The organism is Kitasatospora sp. NPDC059747 (genome assembly GCF_042732955.1).
Classification (GTDB): domain Bacteria; phylum Actinomycetota; class Actinomycetes; order Streptomycetales; family Streptomycetaceae; genus Kitasatospora.
Genome location: NZ_JBHWGV010000031.1, coordinates 63,430 through 84,327, shown reverse-complemented (window position 1 = coordinate 84,327; position 20,898 = coordinate 63,430). Strand labels below are relative to the sequence as shown.

General features: G+C 74.7%; 20 protein-coding genes. 7 read left to right on the top strand and 13 right to left on the bottom strand.

The annotated features are described in order from the left end of the window. Nucleotides 1-159: 159 nt before the first annotated feature. The 5 genes from ACFV4G_RS16465 to ACFV4G_RS16445 form a co-directional block, all read right to left on the bottom strand. Entirely contained in the window at nucleotides 160-2,199 is a 2,040-nt protein-coding gene (locus tag ACFV4G_RS16465) for a FixH family protein (RefSeq protein ID WP_380440753.1), read from the bottom strand. 11 nt (nucleotides 2,200-2,210) lie between these two features. Further along, a complete protein-coding gene (locus tag ACFV4G_RS16460; RefSeq protein ID WP_380440752.1) occupies nucleotides 2,211-2,699 on the bottom strand; it encodes a copper chaperone PCu(A)C in 489 nt (162 codons plus the stop codon). Then, nucleotides 2,696-3,364, bottom strand: coding sequence for an SCO family protein (locus ACFV4G_RS16455; protein WP_380440750.1), 669 nt, complete (start codon nucleotides 3,362-3,364; stop codon nucleotides 2,696-2,698). The genes ACFV4G_RS16460 and ACFV4G_RS16455 overlap by 4 nt, the downstream gene beginning before the upstream one ends. A gap of 38 nt (nucleotides 3,365-3,402) precedes the next feature. Further along, a complete protein-coding gene (locus ACFV4G_RS16450; RefSeq protein ID WP_380440748.1) occupies nucleotides 3,403-4,164 on the bottom strand; it encodes a YcnI family protein in 762 nt (253 codons plus the stop codon). A 184-nt stretch (nucleotides 4,165-4,348) separates the two neighbouring features. Beyond that, nucleotides 4,349-5,188, bottom strand: coding sequence for a hypothetical protein (locus ACFV4G_RS16445; RefSeq protein WP_380440747.1), 840 nt, complete (start codon nucleotides 5,186-5,188; stop codon nucleotides 4,349-4,351). Between the two features lie 229 nt (nucleotides 5,189-5,417). Between ACFV4G_RS16445 and ACFV4G_RS16440 the strand changes: the two genes are divergently transcribed. Beyond that, nucleotides 5,418-6,059 (top strand): ATP-binding protein, encoded by a 642-nt coding sequence (locus ACFV4G_RS16440; protein WP_380440745.1) that lies wholly within the window; start codon nucleotides 5,418-5,420, stop codon nucleotides 6,057-6,059. A 12-nt stretch (nucleotides 6,060-6,071) separates the two neighbouring features. On the opposite strand, the gene ACFV4G_RS16435 is transcribed toward ACFV4G_RS16440, so the two are convergent. Further along, nucleotides 6,072-6,950 carry an NEW3 domain-containing protein gene (locus ACFV4G_RS16435; RefSeq protein WP_380440743.1) on the bottom strand — a complete coding sequence of 293 codons (879 nt, stop codon included), beginning with the start codon at nucleotides 6,948-6,950 and terminating at the stop codon, nucleotides 6,072-6,074. 95 nt (nucleotides 6,951-7,045) lie between these two features. After that, nucleotides 7,046-7,981 (bottom strand): LAETG motif-containing sortase-dependent surface protein, encoded by a 936-nt coding sequence (locus ACFV4G_RS16430; RefSeq protein ID WP_380440741.1) that lies wholly within the window; start codon nucleotides 7,979-7,981, stop codon nucleotides 7,046-7,048. A gap of 231 nt (nucleotides 7,982-8,212) precedes the next feature. On the opposite strand from ACFV4G_RS16430, the gene ACFV4G_RS16425 reads away from it, so the two are divergent. The 3 genes from ACFV4G_RS16425 to ACFV4G_RS16415 all read left to right on the top strand — a co-directional run bounded on the left by ACFV4G_RS16425 (nucleotide 8,213) and on the right by ACFV4G_RS16415 (nucleotide 10,750). Further along, nucleotides 8,213-8,443 (top strand): hypothetical protein, encoded by a 231-nt coding sequence (locus ACFV4G_RS16425; RefSeq protein ID WP_380440739.1) that lies wholly within the window; start codon nucleotides 8,213-8,215, stop codon nucleotides 8,441-8,443. Nucleotides 8,444-8,474: 31 nt separating this feature from the next. Next, entirely contained in the window at nucleotides 8,475-9,797 is a 1,323-nt protein-coding gene (locus tag ACFV4G_RS16420) for an amidase (RefSeq protein ID WP_380440737.1), read from the top strand. A gap of 344 nt (nucleotides 9,798-10,141) precedes the next feature. After that, nucleotides 10,142-10,750: a TIGR03086 family metal-binding protein gene (locus ACFV4G_RS16415; RefSeq protein ID WP_380440735.1), complete on the top strand. Its 609-nt coding sequence runs from the start codon at nucleotides 10,142-10,144 to the stop codon at nucleotides 10,748-10,750. Between the two features lie 30 nt (nucleotides 10,751-10,780). On the opposite strand, the gene ACFV4G_RS16410 is transcribed toward ACFV4G_RS16415, so the two are convergent. Then, nucleotides 10,781-10,906: a hypothetical protein gene (locus ACFV4G_RS16410; protein WP_380440733.1), complete on the bottom strand. Its 126-nt coding sequence runs from the start codon at nucleotides 10,904-10,906 to the stop codon at nucleotides 10,781-10,783. A 254-nt stretch (nucleotides 10,907-11,160) separates the two neighbouring features. On the opposite strand from ACFV4G_RS16410, the gene ACFV4G_RS16405 reads away from it, so the two are divergent. After that, a complete protein-coding gene (locus tag ACFV4G_RS16405) occupies nucleotides 11,161-11,982 on the top strand; it encodes an integrase (RefSeq protein ID WP_380440731.1) in 822 nt (273 codons plus the stop codon). A gap of 31 nt (nucleotides 11,983-12,013) precedes the next feature. Here ACFV4G_RS16405 and ACFV4G_RS16400 read toward each other — a convergent pair whose 3' ends face one another. Together ACFV4G_RS16400 and ACFV4G_RS16395 are read right to left on the bottom strand one after the other, a co-directional pair. Continuing rightward, nucleotides 12,014-12,964, bottom strand: coding sequence for a pirin family protein (locus tag ACFV4G_RS16400; RefSeq protein ID WP_380440729.1), 951 nt, complete (start codon nucleotides 12,962-12,964; stop codon nucleotides 12,014-12,016). Between the two features lie 138 nt (nucleotides 12,965-13,102). Then, nucleotides 13,103-13,606, bottom strand: a complete 504-nt coding sequence (locus ACFV4G_RS16395) for an SseB family protein (RefSeq protein ID WP_380440727.1) — start codon at nucleotides 13,604-13,606, stop codon at nucleotides 13,103-13,105. A gap of 214 nt (nucleotides 13,607-13,820) precedes the next feature. On the opposite strand from ACFV4G_RS16395, the gene ACFV4G_RS16390 reads away from it, so the two are divergent. After that, entirely contained in the window at nucleotides 13,821-15,650 is a 1,830-nt protein-coding gene (locus ACFV4G_RS16390) for an acyl-CoA dehydrogenase (protein WP_380440725.1), read from the top strand. 84 nt (nucleotides 15,651-15,734) lie between these two features. Here the strand turns inward: ACFV4G_RS16390 and ACFV4G_RS16385 are convergent, their stop codons facing one another. Genes ACFV4G_RS16385 through ACFV4G_RS16375 form a run of 3 tightly spaced genes read right to left on the bottom strand, consistent with a single transcriptional unit; the run spans nucleotide 15,735 to nucleotide 19,233 of the window. Further along, entirely contained in the window at nucleotides 15,735-16,985 is a 1,251-nt protein-coding gene (locus ACFV4G_RS16385; protein ID WP_380440723.1) for an ABC transporter permease, read from the bottom strand. Further along, complete coding sequence (locus ACFV4G_RS16380) at nucleotides 16,982-17,677, bottom strand: ABC transporter ATP-binding protein (protein ID WP_380440721.1); 696 nt, start codon at nucleotides 17,675-17,677, stop codon at nucleotides 16,982-16,984. Before ACFV4G_RS16380 ends, ACFV4G_RS16385 begins: the two co-directional genes overlap by 4 nt. Continuing rightward, nucleotides 17,674-19,233, bottom strand: a complete 1,560-nt coding sequence (locus tag ACFV4G_RS16375) for a peptidoglycan-binding protein (protein ID WP_380440719.1) — start codon at nucleotides 19,231-19,233, stop codon at nucleotides 17,674-17,676. The genes ACFV4G_RS16380 and ACFV4G_RS16375 overlap by 4 nt, the downstream gene beginning before the upstream one ends. A gap of 310 nt (nucleotides 19,234-19,543) precedes the next feature. Between ACFV4G_RS16375 and ACFV4G_RS16370 the strand changes: the two genes are divergently transcribed. After that, on the top strand, nucleotides 19,544-20,851 hold the full coding sequence (locus tag ACFV4G_RS16370) for a M18 family aminopeptidase (protein WP_380440717.1): 1,308 nt from the start codon (nucleotides 19,544-19,546) through the stop codon (nucleotides 20,849-20,851). The last annotated feature ends 47 nt before the right edge of the window (nucleotides 20,852-20,898 follow it).

The following is a 20,898-nucleotide window of genomic DNA, read 5'->3' as shown; positions in this document are numbered from 1 at the left end:
GGCGCTCCAGGGCCACCGCCCCGGCGACCCCGGCGCCGGCGCCGACGACCAGCCCCGCGCCGGCGGTGCCGAGCAGGGCGCGCCGGGTGAAGCCGGTCCGTGCGGTGGCGCTGCCGGTGGTGCTGCCGGTGGTGCTGCCGGTGGTGCTGTCGGTCATGCTCAGCCGATCTTCAGGGACTTCGTCGGGGTGGTCTGGTCGATGTCGGAGGAGCGGATCTGCACCGACACCACCCACTCCCCGGCCAGCGGCAGCTGCGCGGTGCCGCTCCAGCGGCCGGTGCCCTCGGGGGTCAGCGGCACGGGCAGCGGGCCGAGGTCGCGGTCCGGCAGGGTGAAGGCGAGCTGCACCTCGGGGACGTCCACCGGCTTGCCGTCGGCGCCGTCCAGCGCGAGCTTCACCTCGTTGGAGCCGGTCCCCGCCGGGTTGACGGTCACCGTCGCGGTGCCCTTGGCGTTCGGGGTGCGGCCCTTGGTGTCGTACGGGAGCTTGAGCTCCACGGTGCGGCCCGGCTGGGTCTGCGCGGGAGCGGCCCCGCCGGCCGCCGGCGCCGCGGCGCCCCCGGCCCCGACCTCGCCCGCGACCCGTCCGGGCGGGGAGTTGGTCAGCATCGTGGTGACCACCAGCACGGCCACCGCGACCGCCGCCTCGACCAGCACCGAGCGGCGCAGCCCGGCCCGGGTCGGGGTCAGGCCGCGCGCCCGGCCGGCGCTCGCCACGGCGGCCCGCTGGCGCTCCAGCTGGGCCCGGCGGACCGGGTCCTCGGAGTGCGCCGCGACGGCCACCGGCTCCGGCAGTTCGGCCGGTTCGACCTCGGCGGCCTCGGCCGGGGCCGAGCGCAGCCGGGCCAGCCAGGAGCGGGAGATCCAGGCGACGCCGAGCATCGCGACCACGCAGCCGGTCTTCACCAGCAGCAGCCGCCCGTACTCGGTGCCGGTCAGTGCGCCCCAGCTGCCGAGGCCGCGCCAGGACTGGTAGACGCCGGTGACGACGAGCACCGCGACCGAGCCGAACGCGATCTTGGAGAAGCGGTCGACGACCTCCGCGCCGACGCCCTCGCGCAGCGCGACCAGCAGCGAGGCGAGGCCGCCCAGCCAGAACGCCATCGCGATCAGGTGCAGCAGGCCGAGCGGCAGCGCCAGCCAGACCTGGATGCCCACCGAGGCGTGGTCCGCGCCGACCCAGGTCGCCGCGAGGGCGACCGCCAGCACCAGCCCGCCGACGCCGAGCCCGATCCGGGCCTCGCGCTGCGGGCGCCGGGCGGCGCGCCGCTCCAGCTCGCGCAGTTCGGCGGCCTCGGCGTTCTCGGCGGCCCCGGGGGCCCCGGCGCTCGAGTCGTCGCCTCCGTCGCCGTGCTCGTCCTCGCCCTCCGGCCCCGGCTGCCCCAACTGGCCGACCAGCAGCGACAGGAACACCCCGCTCGCCGCGAGCAGCAGCAGCCGGGCGGCCAGCGCGGTGCCGATCCGCTCGTCCAGCGTGGTGCGCACCAGCGACAGGTCGAGGGCCTGCCCGATCCCCGAGCCGCGCTCGTAGGGCCCGCGCAGCATCAGCACCGCGACGGTGGACACCAGCAGCGCCACCCAGCCGGTCATCAGCAGCCGCTGCACCGAGCGCCGGGCCACCCCGGCGGGCCAGCAGATCAGGGTGAACGCGGCGGCGCCGGCGAGCAGTGCGAACGCGACGTACGCGACGGTGCGCCCGGTGCCGTACAGCGCGGCGACCACGCCGTCCGCCTTGGCGCCCTGGAGCGCGGTGGCGGACACCGAGGTGTCCGAGGGCGCGCCGATGGAGAAGGTGAACGCGCCGCCGACGGGGTGGGAGTCCTCCGAGACGGCCCGCCAGGCCACCGTGTACGTGCCGTTGGCGAGGCCGGGGTTGAGCCCGACCCTGGCCGTGTCGGTCCTGCCGTCTGCGTGCCCCGGGTTGCCGGTGTCGACCGCCTTGCCGGCCGGGTCGAGCACCCGGACCGAGTCGCCGGAGAGCGACACGCCCTCGCTGAAGGTCAGGGTGACCGCCTGCGGGGCGGTGGCGAGCACCGAGTTCTGGTGCGGGTCGGTGGACTCCAGGGTGGCGTGCGCGGAGGCCGGGACGGCGCCGGCGAGCATCAGCGCGAACAGCGCGCCGAGCAGGCCGAGCAGGCCGGCGATGCGGCGGGGGGCGGTGCGCGGGGCTGCGATCCGGCGGTGCGAGGCCTTCTCCATGCTGGCGGACCCTAACTCTGGCCGGGACGGTAGGTGAGCTCCTTGACCGGCACCTTGACGGAGATGGTGCCGGACTTGGCGAAGGTCAGGTCGAGCTCCAGTTCGTCCCCGAGGGCCGGGGCCTTCTGCCAACCCATGATCATGAGATGGGTGCCGCCCCGGGTGAACTGCAGCGCCCCGTGCGCGGGCACGTCCAGGCGGTCGACCTGCTCCATGGTCGACGCCGTCGACTGGTGCATGGTCACCGATCCGGCGCCCGGGCTGGTCACCTTGACCAGCTGGTCCTCGCCGCCGTCGTTGCGCACGGTCAGGTAGCCGGCCGCCATCCCGCCCGCCGGGGGCAGCGGGATGTAGGAGTCGGCGACGCTCAGCCTGGCCGCCCCGCCGGCGGCACCGTCCTGGCCGCCCGCCCCGCAGGCGGCCAGGAAGGCGCCGCCGCCCAGGGCCGTCGCCAGCACCGCGCCGGTGAGCGCGGTCCGGCGGAAGCCGAGCATCGTCATGCCGCGACCCCCTTGGCGAGCAGCGGCAGGTCGTGCTGGTAGGTCCTCACCTCGGTGCCGCTCATGTACAGCACGTGCGCCTTGTCGTCCGAGGGGAGGAAGGCCAGCACCTGCGCGCCGTGGGTGGAGGTCACGGTGCCGTCGGCGTTGACCACCGGGTCCTCGATCATGATGCCGAGCGACCTGGCGGCGGTCTTGACCTTCTCCAGGTCGCCGGTGAGGCCTATGAAGTCGCTGCCCATCGAGTCGAGCCAGGTGCGCAGCACCTTGGGAGTGTCGCGCTGCGGGTCGGTGGAGACGAACACGACGTCGATCTTCTGCCGCTCCTCGGGGGAGAGGCCCTTCATGGCGACGCCGATGTCGCCCATGGTGGTCGGGCAGACGTCCGGGCAGCTGGTGTAGCCGAAGAACAGCAGCAGGCTCTTGCCGCTGGTGCGCTGGCGCAGGTCGAAGGGCTGGCCGGAGGTGTCGGTCAGCGTCAGGTCCGGCTTCTCGAAGTTCTTGGCGAGCTTGGTGCCCTCGTACGGCGTCGCGTCCTTCTGCTGCGTCACCTTGGCGGCGGTCGAGCCGCCGCCGGAGGACCCGCAGGCGGTCAGCGTGAGGGCGGCGGCCAGGGCGACGGCGGCCGCGCCGGCCAGGCGGGTGGTGCGGGTGGTGCGGGGCATGCGGGTTCCGATCGTGCGCGGTGGTCCGCCGGCGGGGGTCAGGAGGCGGTGCCGCTCTTGCGGCGCAGGCCGATCACGCCGACGGCGGTGCCGATCACGCCGACGACGATGCCGACGACGCCGAGCACCCGGGCGGTGGAGTCGCTGCTCTTCTTGTCGCCGTCCGAGGCCTGGGCCTGGTCGGCGCTGTCGCCGTGCCCGTGGCCGCCCGCGGCCGGGGAGGCGGTGGCGGAGACGCCGTGGCCGTCGTCGCCGGCGGCCTTGGTGAGCTTCAGGACGGGCGCGGGGTGGGCCGGCTCGGGCTGGCCGGCCTGGGACTCGTCGATCCAGCGGACGACGTCGCCGTTGTCGTAGGTCTGCAGGGCCTTGAAGGCCATGCTGTCGGCGTCGGACGGCAGCGGGCCGAGCGAGACGCGGAACTCCTGGAACTGCCCGGGGGCGATCTTGGTGCCGGCGTCGGCGGTCCAGGTGATCCTGGAGACGGCCTCGTTGACGTCGGCGCCGTGCACCTTGATCGGCTTGTCGAGCTTGGCCTTCTCGACGGTCGCGGTCCAGCCCGGCATCGGCAGCGTCCGGACCGAGGCGAGCGGGTGGTCCAGCGGGAGGTTGACCTCGAGCTTCACGGTGCTCGCCGAGTCGCTCTCGTTCGGCACCCGGAAGTCGACGGCCGTGTAACCGCCCTGGGCGGCCGAGCCCGGGTTCACGGTGACGTGCGCGAAGGCCGGTCCGGCCAGCACCACGACGGAAGTGGCGGCGACGGCGAGGGCGGCGGCGATGCGGCGGGTGGGAAGGGAACGCATGGGTTCGGGGTCTCCGTTCGGAGCTCGGCGGACCGGCCCGCCGGGATCAGGCCCGGTCGGGGTCCGCGCGTGGGGACGTGTGGGGGTGGAACGGCGCACGGACCGCCGCGACGTGAACGCGGGTGCGGCCCGGCGACCTGCGCACGCCCGGTGCCCGGCAGGAACGGGGCACCAGGGGGGCTGGTCAGTACGCGAACACCCCGGCCGGCGGCCCGCGCCGCACCACGCTGTGCCGCAGCACGGCACCCCCGGGCAGCGGGTGCTCCCCGCCCCGGACACCGAACCGGCGGGCCGGGCCCGCCGCCCCGAACAGACCCCGCAGCAGCGCCGCGACCAGCGCGAACGCCGACCGCAGGGGCGCCGCCCAGTGCTCGCGCGCGGCCGTCGCGGCCACCCGCACCAGCCGCCACAGCGCCGCCTCGCCGCGCCGCAGCCACCAGCCGGCCACCAGGGCCGCGGCCAGGTGGCCCGCCAGCATCGCCGGCGTCATGCCGAACACGCCGCCCTGCCACCACGGCACGGCCGGGAACGCGGCCGGGTCCAGCCCGGCCGACGACACCAGCTGCTCGGCCGTCGGACCGCCAGGCAGCCCGGTCAGCGTGCCCGGGTGCGCCTCGTTGCAGATCAGCCGGCCGGCCACCTGCGGCAGGGTCAGCGGGCCGGAAGCGCCGTGGTGCATCCCGGCCATCGACGCGGCGCCGGAGTCGCCGACGAGGGCGCCGAAGCCGTGGAAGAGGCAGTGCAGACCCAGCTGGCCCGCGCCCAGCGCACCGGCGATGGCCGCCAGCGAACGCTCCCGCCCGCCGAACGCCACCGCGAGCACCAGCACCGCCGCGAAGCCCGTCGCGAGGGCGGGCGGGGCGACGTCGCCGCCGCCCGTCAGGGCGTGCCCGGCGGCCGCGATCAGGGTGCAGACGAGGGCGAACGGAACGGCCCTGGCAAGCCGCAGGTCCCAGGCGGCGGCCCCCACCGGCGCGTCCGGTGCGGGGGCGCCCGGGTGCGGGGCGGCGGCGAGGGCAGTCATGGCCGGGCCATCATCTCATCGCCTACCACGCCACCGGGGGCAGGGTGGGAAATGCCTACGAATCCCCCGTCCGGCCGAGGCGCGTGCGCTCGCGTGTGCGCCGCTCGGCACAGACCACCGCGCCAGTCCATCCGCCGAACGGGCGGTCGCGGACCTCCGTCACGGTTCACCGGCGGAACGGCCGGAGATACCTAGTTGTATGTGGAGCCGCAGCCAGGAGGGACCTCCCGTGGACATCTGGTGGACTCTGCACCTCAAGCGCGACCCGGCCAGCGTCCCGCTGGCCCGGCGCATCCTGCTCGGTGCCATGGCGACGGCGGGCGTCGACCCGCAGATCGCCGACGACCTCGGCGTCGCGCTCAGCGAGGCCTGCGCCAACGCCGTCGAGCACGGCGCCGGCGGGCGGCCCGACGAGGGCTTCCAGGTCACCGCGTCGATCTGCGGCGACCGCCTGCGGATCGAGGTCACCGACTCCGGCCCGGGCCTGCCCGCGCCGACCGCGGCCCCCTCGCCGCTGCCCCGGCGCCGCCCGCCGGCCCCGCCCCAGGCGCAGGCCCACCCAGCCCCGCGCCGCTCCCGCCGCGGGCGCGCGACCGTCCCCGCCCGGGTGCTGACCGGGCACCGCCCGCGCCGCGACGGCCGCCCCTACGACACCCACGTCCTGCCCTGTCGCCCCCAGCCCCCGACGCTGCGCCCGGTGGACCTCGACACCCTTCCCGACCTCACCGCCGAATCCGGCCGGGGCCTCTTCCTCATCCACGCGCTCACCGACCACGTCCAGCTCCGCAACCACCCCCTGCGGGGGGCGATCGTGAGCTTCGACAAGATCCTCAAGTGGCAGGACGGCGCGCTGCTCCAGGCGGCGTCGTAGTCGCCCCCCGGATCAGTCCTCTTCGACCGCGGTGGTGCGGCGGCGGGTGAGCAGCAGGAGGGCGGCGCCCAGCGCGATGGTGGCGGCGCCGGTGACCGCGATGGGGGTGGAGCCGGTGCCGCCGCCGGTGTCGGCGAGCCGGTCGGCGGTGCGGGCGGGGCTCGGTGCGGCGGCCGGGGCGGTCGTGCCGGAGGCGCCGGCCGGGGCGTGGTCGGTCACCGCGAAGGTGCCGCCGGTGCTCGCGGTCAGCTGGGGGCAGGTGTACTTCTTCGCCGGGGCCGAACCGATCGGCAGCACCTCGGACCTGGCCGCGAACGCGAAGCGGTAGTCCCCGGGCGCCGCGCCCGCTCCGGCCGTCACCCGCACCTGGAGGGTCAGCTTCTGGCCGTGCTCGATCCCGTAGGTGCCGGTGTTCGTCCCCGTGAGCGGCTTCCAGTCGCCGCCGGGCGCGCGCAGCTTGACGTCGAGCCCGGTGGCCGCGCCGTCCTTGCCGGCCAGCGTGAAGGTCGTGGCCAGCTCACGGACCGTGGCGCTGCTGGTGTTGTCGAAGGTCACCGAGAGCTCGCCGGGTGCTCCGCCGGTCACCACGGCGCCGCCGGCCGGGCCGGCGGCGGTGGCCGGCATCGGGGCGGCCATCGGGCCCTCGGGGCAGTTGTAGGGCCGCGGCGAGCCGGTGGCCGTCGGGGTCGCGGCGGCGGTGGGCGTGCCGGTCGCGGTGGGCGTCGCCGCCGGAGCGGTGGCGGGCGCGGTCGGTTCCCCGGTGGCCGGGGCGGTCGGGCCCGCCGAGGTCGTGGGGGCCGGGTCGGCGAGGGCCGGGGCGGCGCCGGCGGCGACCGTGCCGGTGGTGAGCACGAGCAGGGCGCAGGCGGCGGGCAACCGGGGGGAACGCATGGTCGGGGCTCCAGCGGTGGGGTCGGGTGTCGCTACTCCGGCTGGGAAGACCACCGGGGGGCGGGAACGGTTGTCCCCGCCCCCCGGTGACTTGGTCAGCTGTTCGTGCCGGCCTTGCGACGGCGCAGGAAGAACAGGGTGCCGGCGCCCGCGACGAGCACCGCGGCACCGCCGACGGCGATCGGCAGGGTGGTGGACGAGGCACCGGTCTCGGCCAGGTGCGGGCCCGCGGCGGCCGGGGCGGACGGCGACGCGGAGGCGGCGGTGGCGGTGGCCGGGGTGGCCGGGGTGGTGGCGGCCGGGGCGGTGGCGGCACCCGCCTCGGCGACCTGGAAGTTGCCCTCGAAGTCGGCGAGGAACTGGGTGCAGGCGTTCGGCTTGGTGTTGGCCGGGGTGGGGACCTTGTCGTTGTCGAACGCGTCCGAGCCGGCCTCGTAGTTGCCGCCGTACTTGCCGGCCGGGGCCTTGGCGTTGGCGGCGATCCGCAGCTGGACGGTGAACTTCTCGCCCTTGGCCAGCTTGAAGTCCTGCATCTGCAGGACGCGGTCCTTGTCGGTCAGCTGCTTCCAGCCGCCGGCGGTCTTCAGCTGGACGGTGAAGAACTCCGGGCTCCAGTCGACCGGGCGCTCCTGCATCTCGTCGGTGAGGTAGAGCGAGTTGTGAACGACCGGCAGGTCGACGCCGCTGTTGTTCTCCCAGGTCAGGCTGACCTCGGCGGCCGGGCCGCCCTTGACCAGGGTGGTGCCGTACAGGCCGGTGCCGGTGACCTTGAGGAGCCCGCTCTGGTAGACGCCGCCGTTGCAGCGGTCGCTGTTGGTCGGCGTCGGGTTGGGCAGGCCGGTCGGCTTGGTGGTCGGCGCGCCCGTGGGGGCGGTCGGCGCCGGGGTGCCCGGGGTGGCCGTCGAGGTGGAGGTCTCGGTGGCGGTCGGGGTCGGCGTGATGCCGACGGCGCTCGCGGTGGCGGTGCCAACCGTGGCGCCGAGCGAGAGCGCCACGAGGGTGGACGCGGCCAGGAGGCGGGAAGAGCGCACGGTCAATGCTCCAGCTTTGGGTGAATTCTGTCCGTTTTCAGGCGACTTGGGGCGGCGACGGCGGGGCGTCGGCGGTGGTCGCGCCCGCGAACCATACCGGCCGGTGGTGGCCTGATCTCGATCAGGGGCTGTCGAAATACGATCGATATAAAGGGACGCTCGGTGCGGCCCGTGGTCCGGCCCGGGTCCGCCCCGGTTGCCGGGCCGTTCGGGGGGTCGGACGATGGGGGCATGATGCACCAGATGCGAGCCGAGTACGGCGCCGGCGGTCCGTCGGACGGGGTGCGGCTGTGGCACGTGGTCCGGGGTGCCGAGCAGGTCGCGATGTGCGGCCGGGAGCTGGAGGCGGGGGCGCCGGTCCGGGACGCGGTGGACTGGGGGAAGACCCCCGAACTCTGCTGCCACACCTGCGGGGCGTACTTCCTGCGCGAGTCGCCGTACCTGGGCGCCGAGCACCAGTAGCGCCCCCGGCGCGCGGGCTACCGTGATCGGCATGGAGGAACCCCTTGTCCGGCCCCGGTCGCTGACCCGCGAGGCCGCCGAACTGCGCGCCGGTGACCCGCCGTTGACCGAGTACGTCGAGCGGCTGTGCGCCCGCGTCGAGCGCATCGACCCGCTGATCCACGCCTTCGTCCCCGAGCCGGGGCGCCACCACCGGCTGCACGAGGAGGCCCGCGCGCTGGCCCGCAGGTACCCCGGGCCGGCCGGGCGGCCGCCGCTGTACGGGGTGGCGGTCGGGATCAAGGACATCATCCACGTGGACGGCCTGCCCACCCACGCCGGATCCGCCCTGCCGCCGGGCGTGCTCGCCGGGCCGCAGGCCGTCGTCGTGGACCGGCTGCGGGCGGCCGGGGCGCTCGTGGCGGGCAAGACGGCGACGGCCGAGTTCGCGGCCACCGCGCCGGGTCCGACCCGCAATCCGCACCACCCGGACCACACCCCGGGCGGGTCGAGCAGCGGTTCGGCGGCGGCGGTCGCGGCCGGGCTGGTGACGCTCGCGGTGGGGACGCAGACGGTCGGCTCGGTGATCCGGCCCGCCGCGTACTGCGGGGTGGTGGGCTTCCGGCCGACGTACGGGCGGATCCCGATGGCGGGGGTGATCCCGAACGCGCCGTCCTTCGACACGCTGGGCGTGTTCGCCGCGGACGTGGCCGGGGCGGCCCTGGCGGCCGGACTGCTCTGCGACGGCTGGGAGCGGGCCGGGGCGGGCGCCGTCCGGAGGCCGCCGGTGATCGGCGTGCCGGACCGCCGGTACCTGGAGCGGGCCGACGCGGAGGCGCTGCGGGCGTACGACGCGGAGGTGGAGCGGTTCGAGGCGGCCGGGATGACGGTGCGGCGGCTGGGCTTCGGGATCGGGTTCGAGGAGATCGTCCGGCAGTTGCAGACGGTCAACCGCTTCGAGCTGGCCCGCAGCCACGCCGACTGGTTCGCCCGCTTCGGCTCCCTCTACCGCCCGGAGACGGTCGCGAGCATCCGGCAGGGCCAGGCCGTCGCGCCGGAGGACCACGAGGCCGCGCTGCGGGCGCGCGAGCACCTGCGCGAGCTGGTCGCCGGGTCGATGCGCGAGCACGCGGTGGACCTCTGGCTGGCGCCGTCCGCCACCGGCGGGGCGCCGAAGGGCCTGCACGGCACGGGGGACGGGGTGATGTCGCTGCCGTGGAGCCACCTGGGCCTGCCCGCCGTGAGCCTGCCCGCCGGACGGACGGCGGACGGGCTGCCGCTGGGCCTCCAACTCGTCGGCGCGGCAGGGCGGGACGAATCCCTGCTGTCCTTCGCCGCCTTCCTGGAAACGGAGTTGGCGAAGCGCCCGCTCTAGGGGGTGTCGGCCGGTCCGGGCCTCAATGTCGCACTGGAAGGGGACTTGACGCATCGTCTGGAGTTCGAGCCGTTCGCCGGCGTCGAGAACCCGTGGCAGTGCGCCTCGACGCCGCTCACCGTCCGGGAAGAGTCCGAAAGAGATCGACGCCCGGATCCCCGTCGTGCACGATGAGGGCGACACCGCGGTCGGCCCGGACCACGCCCACCGGCTCAAGGCCGCCCACGGCGACCGCCCCGGCCTGCTGCTCACCCGGGGCCGGGCCACCGCAGGATCGTCACCGAACCCACCGTCATCGACCAAGCCGTCGGCTGCGTGGCCGCCGGCCAGGAGAGTGCGATCCGATGGAACTGACAGCGCTGTACGCCCGCTCGGTGGAACTGGCCGCCGAGGTCGTCGACACCGTCACGCCGGAGCACCTGGAGCTGGCGACCCCGTGCGGGGACTGGAACCTGCGCCGGCTGATGGAACACGTGGTCGGCCAGCACCAGGGCTTCGCCGCCGCCGCGCGCGGCGCCGGGCCGGACCTCGCGCTGTGGGCCGACGCCCCGGTGGGCGACGACCCGGCGGGCGCCTTCCGGCGCACGGCGGAGGACCTCAAGGCGGCGTTCGCCGAGGCCGCCGCGGCGGACCGCAAGCTGTGGCTGCCCGAGATCCGCGACGGCGGCCCGTTCCCGCTGGAGCTGGCGGTGGGCTTCCAACTCGTCGACACGCTGGTGCACGGCTGGGACGTCGCGGCCGCCCTCGGCGCGCCGTCCGGCCTCGCCGCGGCCGTCGACGCCGACCCGGTGCTGGCCGGGGCGCTGGTGTCGGTGTCCGAGCTGGTCCCGGCCGGGCCGGAGAGCCGCGGGCCGGACCGCGCGTTCCGCGAGCGCCTCCGGCAGGACGGCGCCCACGGGCCGTTCGAGCGCGCGCTGGCGCTGCTCGGCCGCGACCCGGCCTGGACGCCCTGAGCCGGCGGGGCCTCGGACCCCGCCGGGCGGTCAGCCGCGCGGCCGCTCGGGCCCGCGCTCCTCGTCGGGGAAGCGCGGCCCGCCGATCAGGAAGAGCAGTGCGGCGCTCGGGAAGCCGAGCCCGGCCGCCAGCACCACGATGAACTGCCAGAACATGTCCCGCTCCTCGTCGATCGGGAGCCGTCGGGGGCGGGGCCGCCGGAACCGTCAGTCCCGGGTGCGGCCCGCCACCCGAAGGTGGACCGCAAACCCGACCGGCCCTGATTGGCCGAATTGTCCACTCGGTATCCGACGGTATGGCCGGATTGCCCCGGCTGCCACCGGACGCCGGTCACCCCGAGGGCCCCGGCTCGCGCCACACCGGCGCAAGGGTCTGGGCGCGGGCCGGGGGAGGCGGCCACACTGTCGGGATGCAGCTACAGCTCGCAGGGGAAGCACGGCGGCCCGGCCGCGAGAGCGAGGACTTCGCGGCGGCTTCGCCGGAAGCGCTGGTACTGCTGGACGGTGCGAGCTCACCGGCCGGCCTGGAGTCCGGCTGCCGGCACGGGACGGCCTGGTACGTCCGCCGGCTGGGCGTGCACCTGCTCGCCCGGCTCACCGACCGGGTGGACCGCTCGATCGCCGAGTGCCTGGCCGACGCCATCGTCGAGACGGCCGCGCTGCACGGCGGCCGGTGCGACCTGGCCCACCCGAACACGCCCGCCGCGATGGTCGTCGCCGCGCGGCGGCACGGCGAGTCGCTGGAGTACCTGGTGCTCGGCGACTCGCTGCTGGTGCTGGAGTTCAAGGACGGCCCGCCGCGGGTGATCGGGGACAACCAGCGCTTCCCCGGCGGCGAGGGCCTGCGCCGGCAGATCTGGCAGACCGTGCCCGGCTCCACCGAGCGGGCCGCGCTGCACATGGAGTACGCGCTCGCCGTCCGCGCCGCGCGCAACACCGGGAACGGCCCGTGGATCGCCGCGGCCAGCCCGCGCGCGGCCGGGCACGCCGAGACGGGCTTCGTCCGGCTGGAGCGCCTGCGGGCGCTGGCGGCGCTGACCGACGGCGCCTCGCGCTACACCGAGCGCTTCGGCCTGGGCAGCTGGGCGGACGCCCTGCGGCTGCTCGCCGAGTCGGGACCGGGGGAGCTGATCGCCCAGGTCCGCGAGGTCGAGCGGGCGGACGCCGCGTGCGAGCGGTGGCCGCGCGGCAAGGCGCAGGACGACGCCTCGGCCGTCTACGCGCTGCTGTAGGCGACCGAGGCGTCCGGGTCCGCGGGTCCGGTCAGTCGACCGGGTGGCCGAAGCTGCCGGACTGGAAGTCCCGCATGGCCTGCTCCAGCTCGCGGTGGCTGTTCATGACGAACGGCCCGTACCAGGCGACCGGCTCCCGGATCGGCTGCCCGCCCAGAAGGATGACGTCCAGGTTGGGGTGCCGGGAGTCCTGCTTGGCGTCGGCGGCGATGGTGATCGTGTCGCCCTCGCCGAACACCGCGGCCTGTCCGCTGCGGATCGGCCGGCGCTCGGCGCCGATCGTGCCGTCGCCGTTCAGGACGTACGCCAGCGCGTTGAAGTCCTGCTTCCACGGCAGGGTGACCTGAGCGCCCGGGGTGACGGTGGCGTGCAGCAGGGTGATCGGGGTGTGGGTGACGCCCGGCCCCTGGTACCCGCCCAGTTCGCCCGCGATCAGCCGCAGGATCGAGCCGCCGTCCGGGGTGGAGAGCAGCTTGACGTGGCCGCCGTGGATGTCCTGGTAGCGCGGGGCGGTCATCTTGTCGGACGCCGGGAGGTTGACCCACAGCTGGATGCCGTGGAACAGGCCGCCGGACAGCACCAGCGACTCCGGCGGGGTCTCGATGTGCAGGATGCCGGAGCCGGCCGTCATCCACTGGGTGTCGCCGCCGCCGAGGTGGCCGCCGCCGCCGTGCGAGTCCTTGTGGATGAACTCGCCGTCGATCAGGTAGGTGACGGTCTCGAAGCCGCGGTGCGGGTGCCAGGGCGTGCCCTTGGGCTCGCCGGCGGCGTACTCCACCTCGCCCATCTGGTCCATCATGATGAACGGGTCGAGGTACTTGGTGTTGATCTTGGCGAAGGCGCGGCGCACCGGGAAGCCCTCGCCCTCGAAGCCCTCGGGCGCGGTGACCACGGTGAGGACGGGCCGTGCACTGGTGGCGGCGGGGTCGGGGGTGGCGACGCGCGGGAGGGTCAGCGGGTTCTCGACGGTCACGGCGGGCATGTCGGCCTCCTTCGGGGGGTTCCTCTGGCCTACGTCCACGAGAGTAGTTCAATTCTCAACAAGTAGCAAGTTGAAAGTTGAACTATGTGGGTGTGGTGGAGTTCGGCTCCTGCTTCGGACGTCCCGCTCCAGGCCGTCTCAGCCGTACATGCGGCGCATGGTGAAGTCCACCATCTGCTCCACGGCCTTCGCGTCGAAGACCATCCGGTGCTCGCCCTCCATGTCCAGTGCGAAGCCGTAGCCGGTCGGCAGGAGGTCCAGGACCTCGGCGCCGGTCACGGTGAAGTGCTTGGAGTCCTTGCCGGCGTAGCGGCGCAGCTCCTTCAGCGAGCTGAACATCGGGATCACCGGCGTGGGCGTGTTGTGCAGCGCCAGGAAGCCGGGGCGCTCACCGCGCGGGCAGTGCACCTTGGAGGTGATGAAGATGGCCTGGAAGTCCTCGACGGCCATCGACCCGGTGGTGAAGGCCCGGACGGCGTCCGCGAGGGACGGCGGGGACGGTTCCGGGTAGAGCGACTGCTGGGACGCCTGGGACTGCGCGCCGTAGGCGTCGGCGCCGGGCATGCCGTTCATGCCCGGCTGCGGACCCGCCTGCTGCTGGTAGGGGTCGCCCGGGTATGCGTTCTGGTCATATCCGTACACACGGACAGGCTAGCGGGAGCGCACCCGCCCGTGCTGGCGTCGATCCTGACAAGGAGTCGTCGTCCCGCCTTGTGGGACGTGACCACGTTCATAGCGGATTCACCGCCGGGGGCTTGCCCAAGTTACCGCTGGGTAGCATCATGATGCCTACTGGTGGGTACGGGACGCCCGAACGCGGCGGTCACCCGGAAGCGACGAACCGGAGAAAACGGCCATGGGTCACTACAAGTCCAACCTGCGGGACGTGGAGTTCAACCTCTTCGAGGTGTTCGGCCGCGACCAGGTGTACGGCACCGGACCGTTCGCCGACATGGACGTCGAGACCGCGAAGAACATCCTGAGCGAGATCGCGCGCCTGGCCGAGAACGACCTCGCCGCGTCCTTCGTCGATGCCGACCGCAACCCGCCGGTCTTCGACCCGGAGACCAACACCGCCCCGGTCCCGGCCACGTTCAAGAAGAGCTACCAGACCTTCATGGACGCCGAGTGGTGGCGCCTGGGCATCCCGGAGTCCATCGGCGGCCAGGTCACCCCGAACTCGCTGATCTGGGCCTTCGCCGAGCAGATCCTGGGCTCGAACCCGGCCATCTGGATGTACTCCTCCGGCCCGGCCTTCGCCGGCGTCATCGCCGAGGAGGGCACCGAGGAGCAGCTGGAGGTCGCCAAGCGGATGACCGACCGCCTGTGGGGCTCCACCATGGTCCTCACCGAGCCCGACGCGGGCTCCGACGTGGGCGCCGGCCGCACGAAGGCGATCCGGCAGGAGGACGGCTCCTGGCACATCGAGGGCGTCAAGCGCTTCATCACCTCGGGCGAGCACGACATGTCCGAGAACATCATCCACATGGTGCTGGCCCGCCCCGAGGGCGGTAAGCCGGGCACCAAGGGCCTCGGTCTGTTCATCGTCCCGAAGTTCGACTTCGACTGGGAGACCGGCGAGCTCGGCGAGCGCAACGGCGTCTACGCCACCAACGTCGAGCACAAGATGGGTCTCAAGGCCTCGAACACCTGCGAGATGACCTTCGGTGCCAAGCACCCCGCCAAGGGCTGGCTGCTCGGCGAGAAGGTCGACGGCATCCGCCAGATGTTCAAGATCATCGAGTTCGCCCGCATGATGGTCGGCACGAAGGCCATCGCCACCCTCTCCACCGGCTACCTGAACGCCCTGGAGTACGCCAAGGAGCGCGTGCAGGGCGCCGACATCTCGCAGTTCCTGGACAAGACCGCCCCGCGCGTCACCATCACCCACCACCCGGACGTGCGCCGCTCGCTGCTGACCCAGAAGGCCTACGCCGAGGGCATGCGCGCGCTGGTCCTGTTCACCGCGTCCACCCAGGACGACATGATGGCCGCCAAGCTGCGCGGTGAGCACGACGAGGCCGCCGAGCGCCTGAACGACCTGCTCCTGCCGATCGTCAAGGGCTACGGCTCGGAGAAGTCCTACGAGCAGCTCGCCCAGTCCCTGCAGACCTTCGGTGGCTCCGGCTACCTGCAGGAGTACCCGATCGAGCAGTACATCCGCGACGCCAAGATCGACACCCTCTACGAGGGCACCACGGCGATCCAGGGCCAGGACTTCTTCTTCCGCAAGATCGTCAAGGACGGCGGCCAGGCCCTCACCGCGCTGTCCGAGCAGATCCAGAAGTTCCTCGCCTCGGCCGAGGGCGGCGACGCCCTGGCCGCCGAGCGCGAGCTGCTCGCCAAGGCCGCCGGCGACCTGGAGGGCATCGTCGGCAAGCTGCTGGCCGACCTCTCCTCGGTCGAGCAGGACGTCAAGAACATGTACAAGGTGGGCCTCAACACCACCCGCCTGCTGATGGTCTCCGGCGACGTCGTGGTCGGCTGGCTGCTGCTGCGCCAGGCCGCGGTGGCCCTGGCCAAGCTGGAGGCCGGCGCCTCGGAGAAGGACGTCCCGTTCTACCAGGGCAAGGTCGCGGCGGCCCGCTTCTTCGCCAAGAACGTCCTGCCGACCGTCGCCCCGCAGCGCCTGATCGCCGAGGGCATCGACAACGAGATCATGGACCTGGCGGAGGAGGCCTTCTAGGCCCTCGCGCTACCTGAACCACCTGGCGAAACCCTCATGGCGAAGGGCCCGACCCACTCGGTCGGGCCCTTCGCCATTCCCCGCTCACCCGCTCCGCAGGGCCTTCAGCGGGTCCGTGCGGGCCGCCCGGAGCGCCGGGTACAGGCCGGCCAGGAGACCCACCAGCGTGCCGATCAGCGGGGCCGGCAGGGTGGCGGCGGGCTGGAGCACGGCGGTCCAGCCGCGGGCGGCGGCGACCCCGACCACCGTCACCACGCCGAGGCTCGTGCCGACCAGGCCGCCCAGCGTGCCCAGCGCGGTCGACTCGGTGAGGAACTGGGCCGCGACGTGGCCGGTGCGGGCGCCCAGCGAGCGGCGCAGCCCGATCTCCTCCGTCCGCTCCAGCACGGCCACCAGCGTCGTGTTGGCGATGCCGACCGCGCCGACCAGCAGGCAGATGCCGGCCAGGCCCAGGAACAGGCCGGTCAGGTCGGAGGTCACGCCGTCCCGCAGGCCGTGCGGGTCCGGCGGCGGCACGACGGTGAACGCCTGCGGGGCGTCCGGCCGCAGGGCGACCGGGATCTGCGCGGCCACCACCGGCGCCGCGCCGACCCTGGTCGCCACCAGGGCCTGGACGCCGCGGTCCGGCTGCGGGGCCGGGTCGCCGTAGCGCTCCAGCGCCGTACTGGCGGGGATCACCAGGCCGAGCAGGGCGCCCGGCTGCCGCCGGACGTCCGCGTAGACGCCGATCACCGTGTACGGGACGGCGTCGATGAACACCGCGGGCCGGGCGTCCAGCCGGCTCACCCCGAGGCGCCGCGCCGCGGCCTCGCTCAGCAGCACCACCGGCTGCGCCGTCCGCTGGACGAACGGGTCCATGGTGACGCCGGCCGTCAGCGTCGGCTCCATCGCGGCGACGGCGCCCGGCGTGGCCGCGAACACGGACAGGCCGGCGCCCTCGTCCGGGCCGTCCGCCCGGGCGGAGACCGCCGGGGCGCCGGGGAGCGGCCACCAGACGCCGCCGGCCCGGACGCCGTCGATCGCGGCGAGGCGCCGGTCGGTGTCCGCGGGGAAGTCGCTCGGCGGGTTGGTGCCGGGGGCGGCGCCGTCGGTGCGCGGGTGGCCGGTCACCGTGACGGTGGTCGCCGCGGTCAGGCTGAACCGGGCGCCGATCTGGCCGGCGGCCGTCGCGGTGAGGCCGAGCACGGCGACGAACGCGCCGATGCCCAGCACGGTGCCCAGCATCGTCAGCGCCGAGCGGGCGGGGCGCTGCAGGACACCGGCGAGCGCCTCGGCGAGGAGGTCGCGCGGGCTCAGCCGGGAGGGCGGCCCGGGCAGTGCGGGGCGGCGCCTCACGGGGCCGCCGCCCCGGCCTCGGCCAGCACGCCGTCGCGGATGGCCACCCGGCGGTCGGCCCGCGCGGCGACGGCCGGGTCGTGGGTGATCACCACCAGCGTGTAGCCCTGGGCGTGCAGGGCGTCGAACCGCTCCAGGACGGTCTCCGCGCCGGCCGAGTCCAGGTTCCCGGTCGGCTCGTCGCACAGCAGCAGGCTCGGCCGGTTCACCAGGGCGCGGGCGATCGCCACCCGCTGGCGCTCGCCGCCGGACATCGTGCCGGGCAGCGCCTCCGTGCGGTGGCCGAGCCCGACCAGGCGCAGCGCCTCCAGGGCGGCGGCGCGGCGGGCCCGCGGCGGGGTGCGGTTGTAGACCTGGGCGAGGGCGACGTTCTCCGCCGCGGTGCGGTGCGCCAGCAGGTGGAAGGACTGGAAGACGAAGCCGATCCGGCGCCCGCGCAGCGTCGAGCGGTCCCGGTCGCGCAGGCCGCCGGTGTCGATGCCGTCCAGCTCGTAGCGGCCGGTGGTGGGGGTGTCGAGCAGGCCGAGCAGGTGCAGCAGCGTGGACTTGCCGGAGCCGGACGGGCCGGTGACGGCGAGGTACTCGCCGCGGCGGACGGTCAGGTCGCAGGGGCGCAGGGCGACCACCGGCGGGTGGCCGGGGTGGGTGCGGCCCACGCCGGAGAGGGCGATGACCGGGGGCCCGGGGGTCACTTCCCGACCACCACCCGGTCGCCGGGGCGCAGTCCGGCGCCGTCCGCCGGGGTCACGGCCACCATGCCGTCGGCGGAGACGCCAGTGTTCACGGGGACGGTGGTCCGGCTGCCGGCCGCGTCGACCCTGGTGACGGACGTCCGTCCGGCGGCGTCGGTCGAGACGGCGGCCACCGGGACGGCGGTGACGGGGGCGCTCGCCGCGTCCCGGCGGATCGTGAGGCGGACGTTCTTCCCGTTCAGGGCGGGTGGGAGCGGGCCGCTCGGGGTGATCGTGACGGGGACGTAACTCGGCGTGCCGGCCGCGTTGTTGGGTGGTGCCCCGGCGGCGCCGCCCGTCGCGTCGCCGGCCGCGCCCGGCCCGCCCGGGGGTGCGCCGCCGGGTGCCGCCGCTCCGCCGCCGAGGGTGATCACCCTGCCGGCCGGGGGCGTGGTCGTCGGGGCGCCGACCTCGGTGACCGTGCCGGACACGGTGGTGCCGGTGTCCTCGGCGAGGATCTCCGCGGCCATGCCCGGCTTGACGCCCGCCGCCTGGCCCGGTGTCAGCTGGCCGGTGACGTCCAGGTCGCCGCTGGTCAGCGACAGCAGCGTGCCGGCGGCGGGCGAGCCCACCGACCCGTTGACGGCGGTGACGGCGGCCGGGAGCACGGGCAGGAACAGCACGTGGGCGGCGGGCACCATCGGGCCGTTCACCGCCCTGGCCTTCTCCAGTGCGACCTGGTCGGCGGCCAACTGCTTCCTGGCGGCGGCCAGTTGCTGGTCGATGTCGATGTCGGTGCCGGGGCCCGGTGCCGGGGGTGCCGGCGGTGTGGCGGTTGTGGCGGCCGGGGCGGGGGCGGGTGCCTGGGTGGCGCCGGCCCGTTTCCGCGCGGTGAGGCCGTCCACCGTCCGGCGGTCGGCGTCCACCGCCTTCTGCGCCGTGTCCACCGCCTGCTGGGTGGTGGCGCCGGTGGTCGGCACCGGGTAGCCGAGCCCGCGGTAGAACGCCGTCACCGCCGCCGCCGTCCCCGGGCCGAACGTCCCCTTGTCGTCGTCGCCGATCGGGTGCCCCAACCCCGACAGCGCGTCCTGGAGTTCGGCGACGTCCGGGCCGGTGGCGCCCGGCTTGACGTCCCGGTACGCGGGCACCGGCCCCGGCAGCGCGAACAGCGGCTGCCCGGACACCTCCGCGAGCAGCCGACCCGCCGCCGCGGTGTCCCCGGTCCTGACCCCGAGCTTCGACACGAACAGCCGGGTGATCTCCGGCGAGGCGGCCGACGGCACCACGTCGTACTGCGCCGGCGGGTACACCACCGCCCGCGCCGTCACCGACCTCGTCAGCACCTGGCTCACCACGGGCGCGGTGAGCAGGCTCTCCGGCGGCGGCGCCGTCCGGGCCGCGCGTTCGGCCGGCGACTTCACGAACGCCGCGGCCCCCAGCCCGCCGACCGCCACCAGCGCCGCCGCCACCGCCACCCCCACCAGCACCCGCCTGCGCCGGGCACCCCGGGACGGCCCGGCCGGCGGATCGGCGACCTCGTCGTCGGCGCCCCCGGCGGTCATCGTCGTTGTGGTCAACGCGCCCCTCCCCACGGTGACTTCACTGCACCGAAGTATCGTCGACCGGACGCCGCCGCGGTCCGGAATCGGCCGCCCGGCCGGTCCGTCGCGCCACCGCCGGCGCCCGCGGCCCCCGGCGGGCGGATGACCGTCTGCGACCAGGGGCGTTCACTGGGTGAAAGGTGCTGGGGGCGACGGTACTTCACGGTTGTGTCTGTGTTTCGCATCCGTTGCGACGTTGCGAGTGCCCTGTCCGTGTACGGGCATATGCTCAGGGTGCGAAGCCGACCCCCATTCGGCTCCGACCCTCCATCGACTCAGGAGCAGTATGTCGCCCGCCGCCCGACAGGCGTTCTTCGACCGGACGCACACCGATGATCTGATCGCGTTCCTCGGAACCTCGCCTTCCCCGTACCACGCGGTCGCGAGCGCCGCCGAGCGGCTGGAGAAGGCGGGCTTCCGGCAGGTCGCCGAGACGGACGCGTGGGACGCCGCGGCCGGTGGGCGCTACGTCATCCGCGGCGGCGCGCTCATCGCCTGGTACCTGCCCGAGGGCGCCGGGCCCGAGACGCCCTTCCGCGTGGTCGGGACGCACACCGACTCGCCGAACCTGCGGGTCAAGCCGGTGCCGGACACCGGCTCGGCCGGCTGGCGGCAGGTCGCGGTGGAGATCTACGGCGGCGTCCCGCTGAACACCTGGCTCGACCGGGACCTCGGCCTGTCCGGCCGGCTGGCCCTGAAGGACGGCAGCTGGCGCCTGGTGCAGCTGGACGAGCCGCTGCTGCGCGTGCCGCAGCTGGCGATCCACCTGGACCGCCAGGTCAACGACGGCATGAAGCTCGACAAGCAGCGCCACCTCACCCCGATCTGGGGCCTCGGCCCGGTCGACGAGGGCGGCCTGATCTCCTACGTCGCCCAGCGGGCCGGCCTGGAGCCGGCCGACGTGGTCGGCTGGGACCTCATGACGCACGACGTGCAGCCCGCCTCCTACCTCGGCCGCGACCGCGAGCTGCTGGCCGGCCCGCGCCTGGACAACCTGCTGTCCGTGCACGCGGCCACCGCGGCGCTCGCCGCCGTCGCCACCGCCGAGGGCGCCGCCGACCTGCCGTACATCCCGGTGCTGGCCGCCTTCGACCACGAGGAGACCGGCAGCGAGTCGGACACCGGCGCGCAGAGCCCGCTGCTCGGCAACGTCCTGGACCGCACCGTCTACGCGCGCGGCGGCTCCCCGGAGGACCGCGCCCGGGCGCTGGCCGGCACCGTCTGCCTCTCCTCGGACATGGGCCACGCGATCCACCCGAACTACACCGAGCGGCACGAGCCGGGCCACCACCCGATGCCGAACGGCGGCCCGATCCTCAAGGTCAACGTCAACAACCGCTACGCGACCGACGGCGTCGGCCGGGCCGTGTTCGCGGCGGCCTGCGAGCGGGCCGGCGTGCCGTGGCAGTCCTTCGTCTCCAACAACGCCATGCCCTGCGGCACGACGATCGGCCCGATCACTGCGGCCCGCCTCGGCATCAGGACGGTCGACTGCGGCATCGCGGCGCTGTCCATGCACTCGGCGCGCGAGCTGTGCGGCGCGGACGACCCGTACCTGCTGGCCGGCGCGATCAAGGCCTTCCTGGAGGGCTGAGCCGCCCGGACGTGCGGAAGGGCCCGACGGGAGACTCCCGTCGGGCC

Excerpts from the sequence above, each read along its gene's own strand:
- ACFV4G_RS16465 (WP_380440753.1), bottom strand. The coding sequence starts at position 2,199 with ATGGAGAAGGCCTCGCACCGCCGGATCGCAGCCCCGCGCACCGCCCCC.
- ACFV4G_RS16460 (WP_380440752.1), bottom strand. The coding sequence starts at position 2,699 with ATGACGATGCTCGGCTTCCGCCGGACCGCGCTCACCGGCGCGGTGCTG.
- ACFV4G_RS16455 (WP_380440750.1), bottom strand. The coding sequence starts at position 3,364 with ATGCCCCGCACCACCCGCACCACCCGCCTGGCCGGCGCGGCCGCCGTC.
- ACFV4G_RS16450 (WP_380440748.1), bottom strand. The coding sequence starts at position 4,164 with ATGCGTTCCCTTCCCACCCGCCGCATCGCCGCCGCCCTCGCCGTCGCC.
- ACFV4G_RS16445 (WP_380440747.1), bottom strand. The coding sequence starts at position 5,188 with ATGACTGCCCTCGCCGCCGCCCCGCACCCGGGCGCCCCCGCACCGGAC.
- ACFV4G_RS16435 (WP_380440743.1), bottom strand. The coding sequence starts at position 6,950 with ATGCGTTCCCCCCGGTTGCCCGCCGCCTGCGCCCTGCTCGTGCTCACC.
- ACFV4G_RS16425 (WP_380440739.1), top strand. The coding sequence starts at position 8,213 with ATGATGCACCAGATGCGAGCCGAGTACGGCGCCGGCGGTCCGTCGGAC.
- ACFV4G_RS16420 (WP_380440737.1), top strand. The coding sequence starts at position 8,475 with ATGGAGGAACCCCTTGTCCGGCCCCGGTCGCTGACCCGCGAGGCCGCC.
- ACFV4G_RS16415 (WP_380440735.1), top strand. The coding sequence starts at position 10,142 with ATGGAACTGACAGCGCTGTACGCCCGCTCGGTGGAACTGGCCGCCGAG.
- ACFV4G_RS16410 (WP_380440733.1), bottom strand. The coding sequence starts at position 10,906 with ATGTTCTGGCAGTTCATCGTGGTGCTGGCGGCCGGGCTCGGCTTCCCG.
- ACFV4G_RS16405 (WP_380440731.1), top strand. The coding sequence starts at position 11,161 with ATGCAGCTACAGCTCGCAGGGGAAGCACGGCGGCCCGGCCGCGAGAGC.
- ACFV4G_RS16400 (WP_380440729.1), bottom strand. The coding sequence starts at position 12,964 with ATGCCCGCCGTGACCGTCGAGAACCCGCTGACCCTCCCGCGCGTCGCC.
- ACFV4G_RS16390 (WP_380440725.1), top strand. The coding sequence starts at position 13,821 with ATGGGTCACTACAAGTCCAACCTGCGGGACGTGGAGTTCAACCTCTTC.
- ACFV4G_RS16370 (WP_380440717.1), top strand. The coding sequence starts at position 19,544 with ATGTCGCCCGCCGCCCGACAGGCGTTCTTCGACCGGACGCACACCGAT.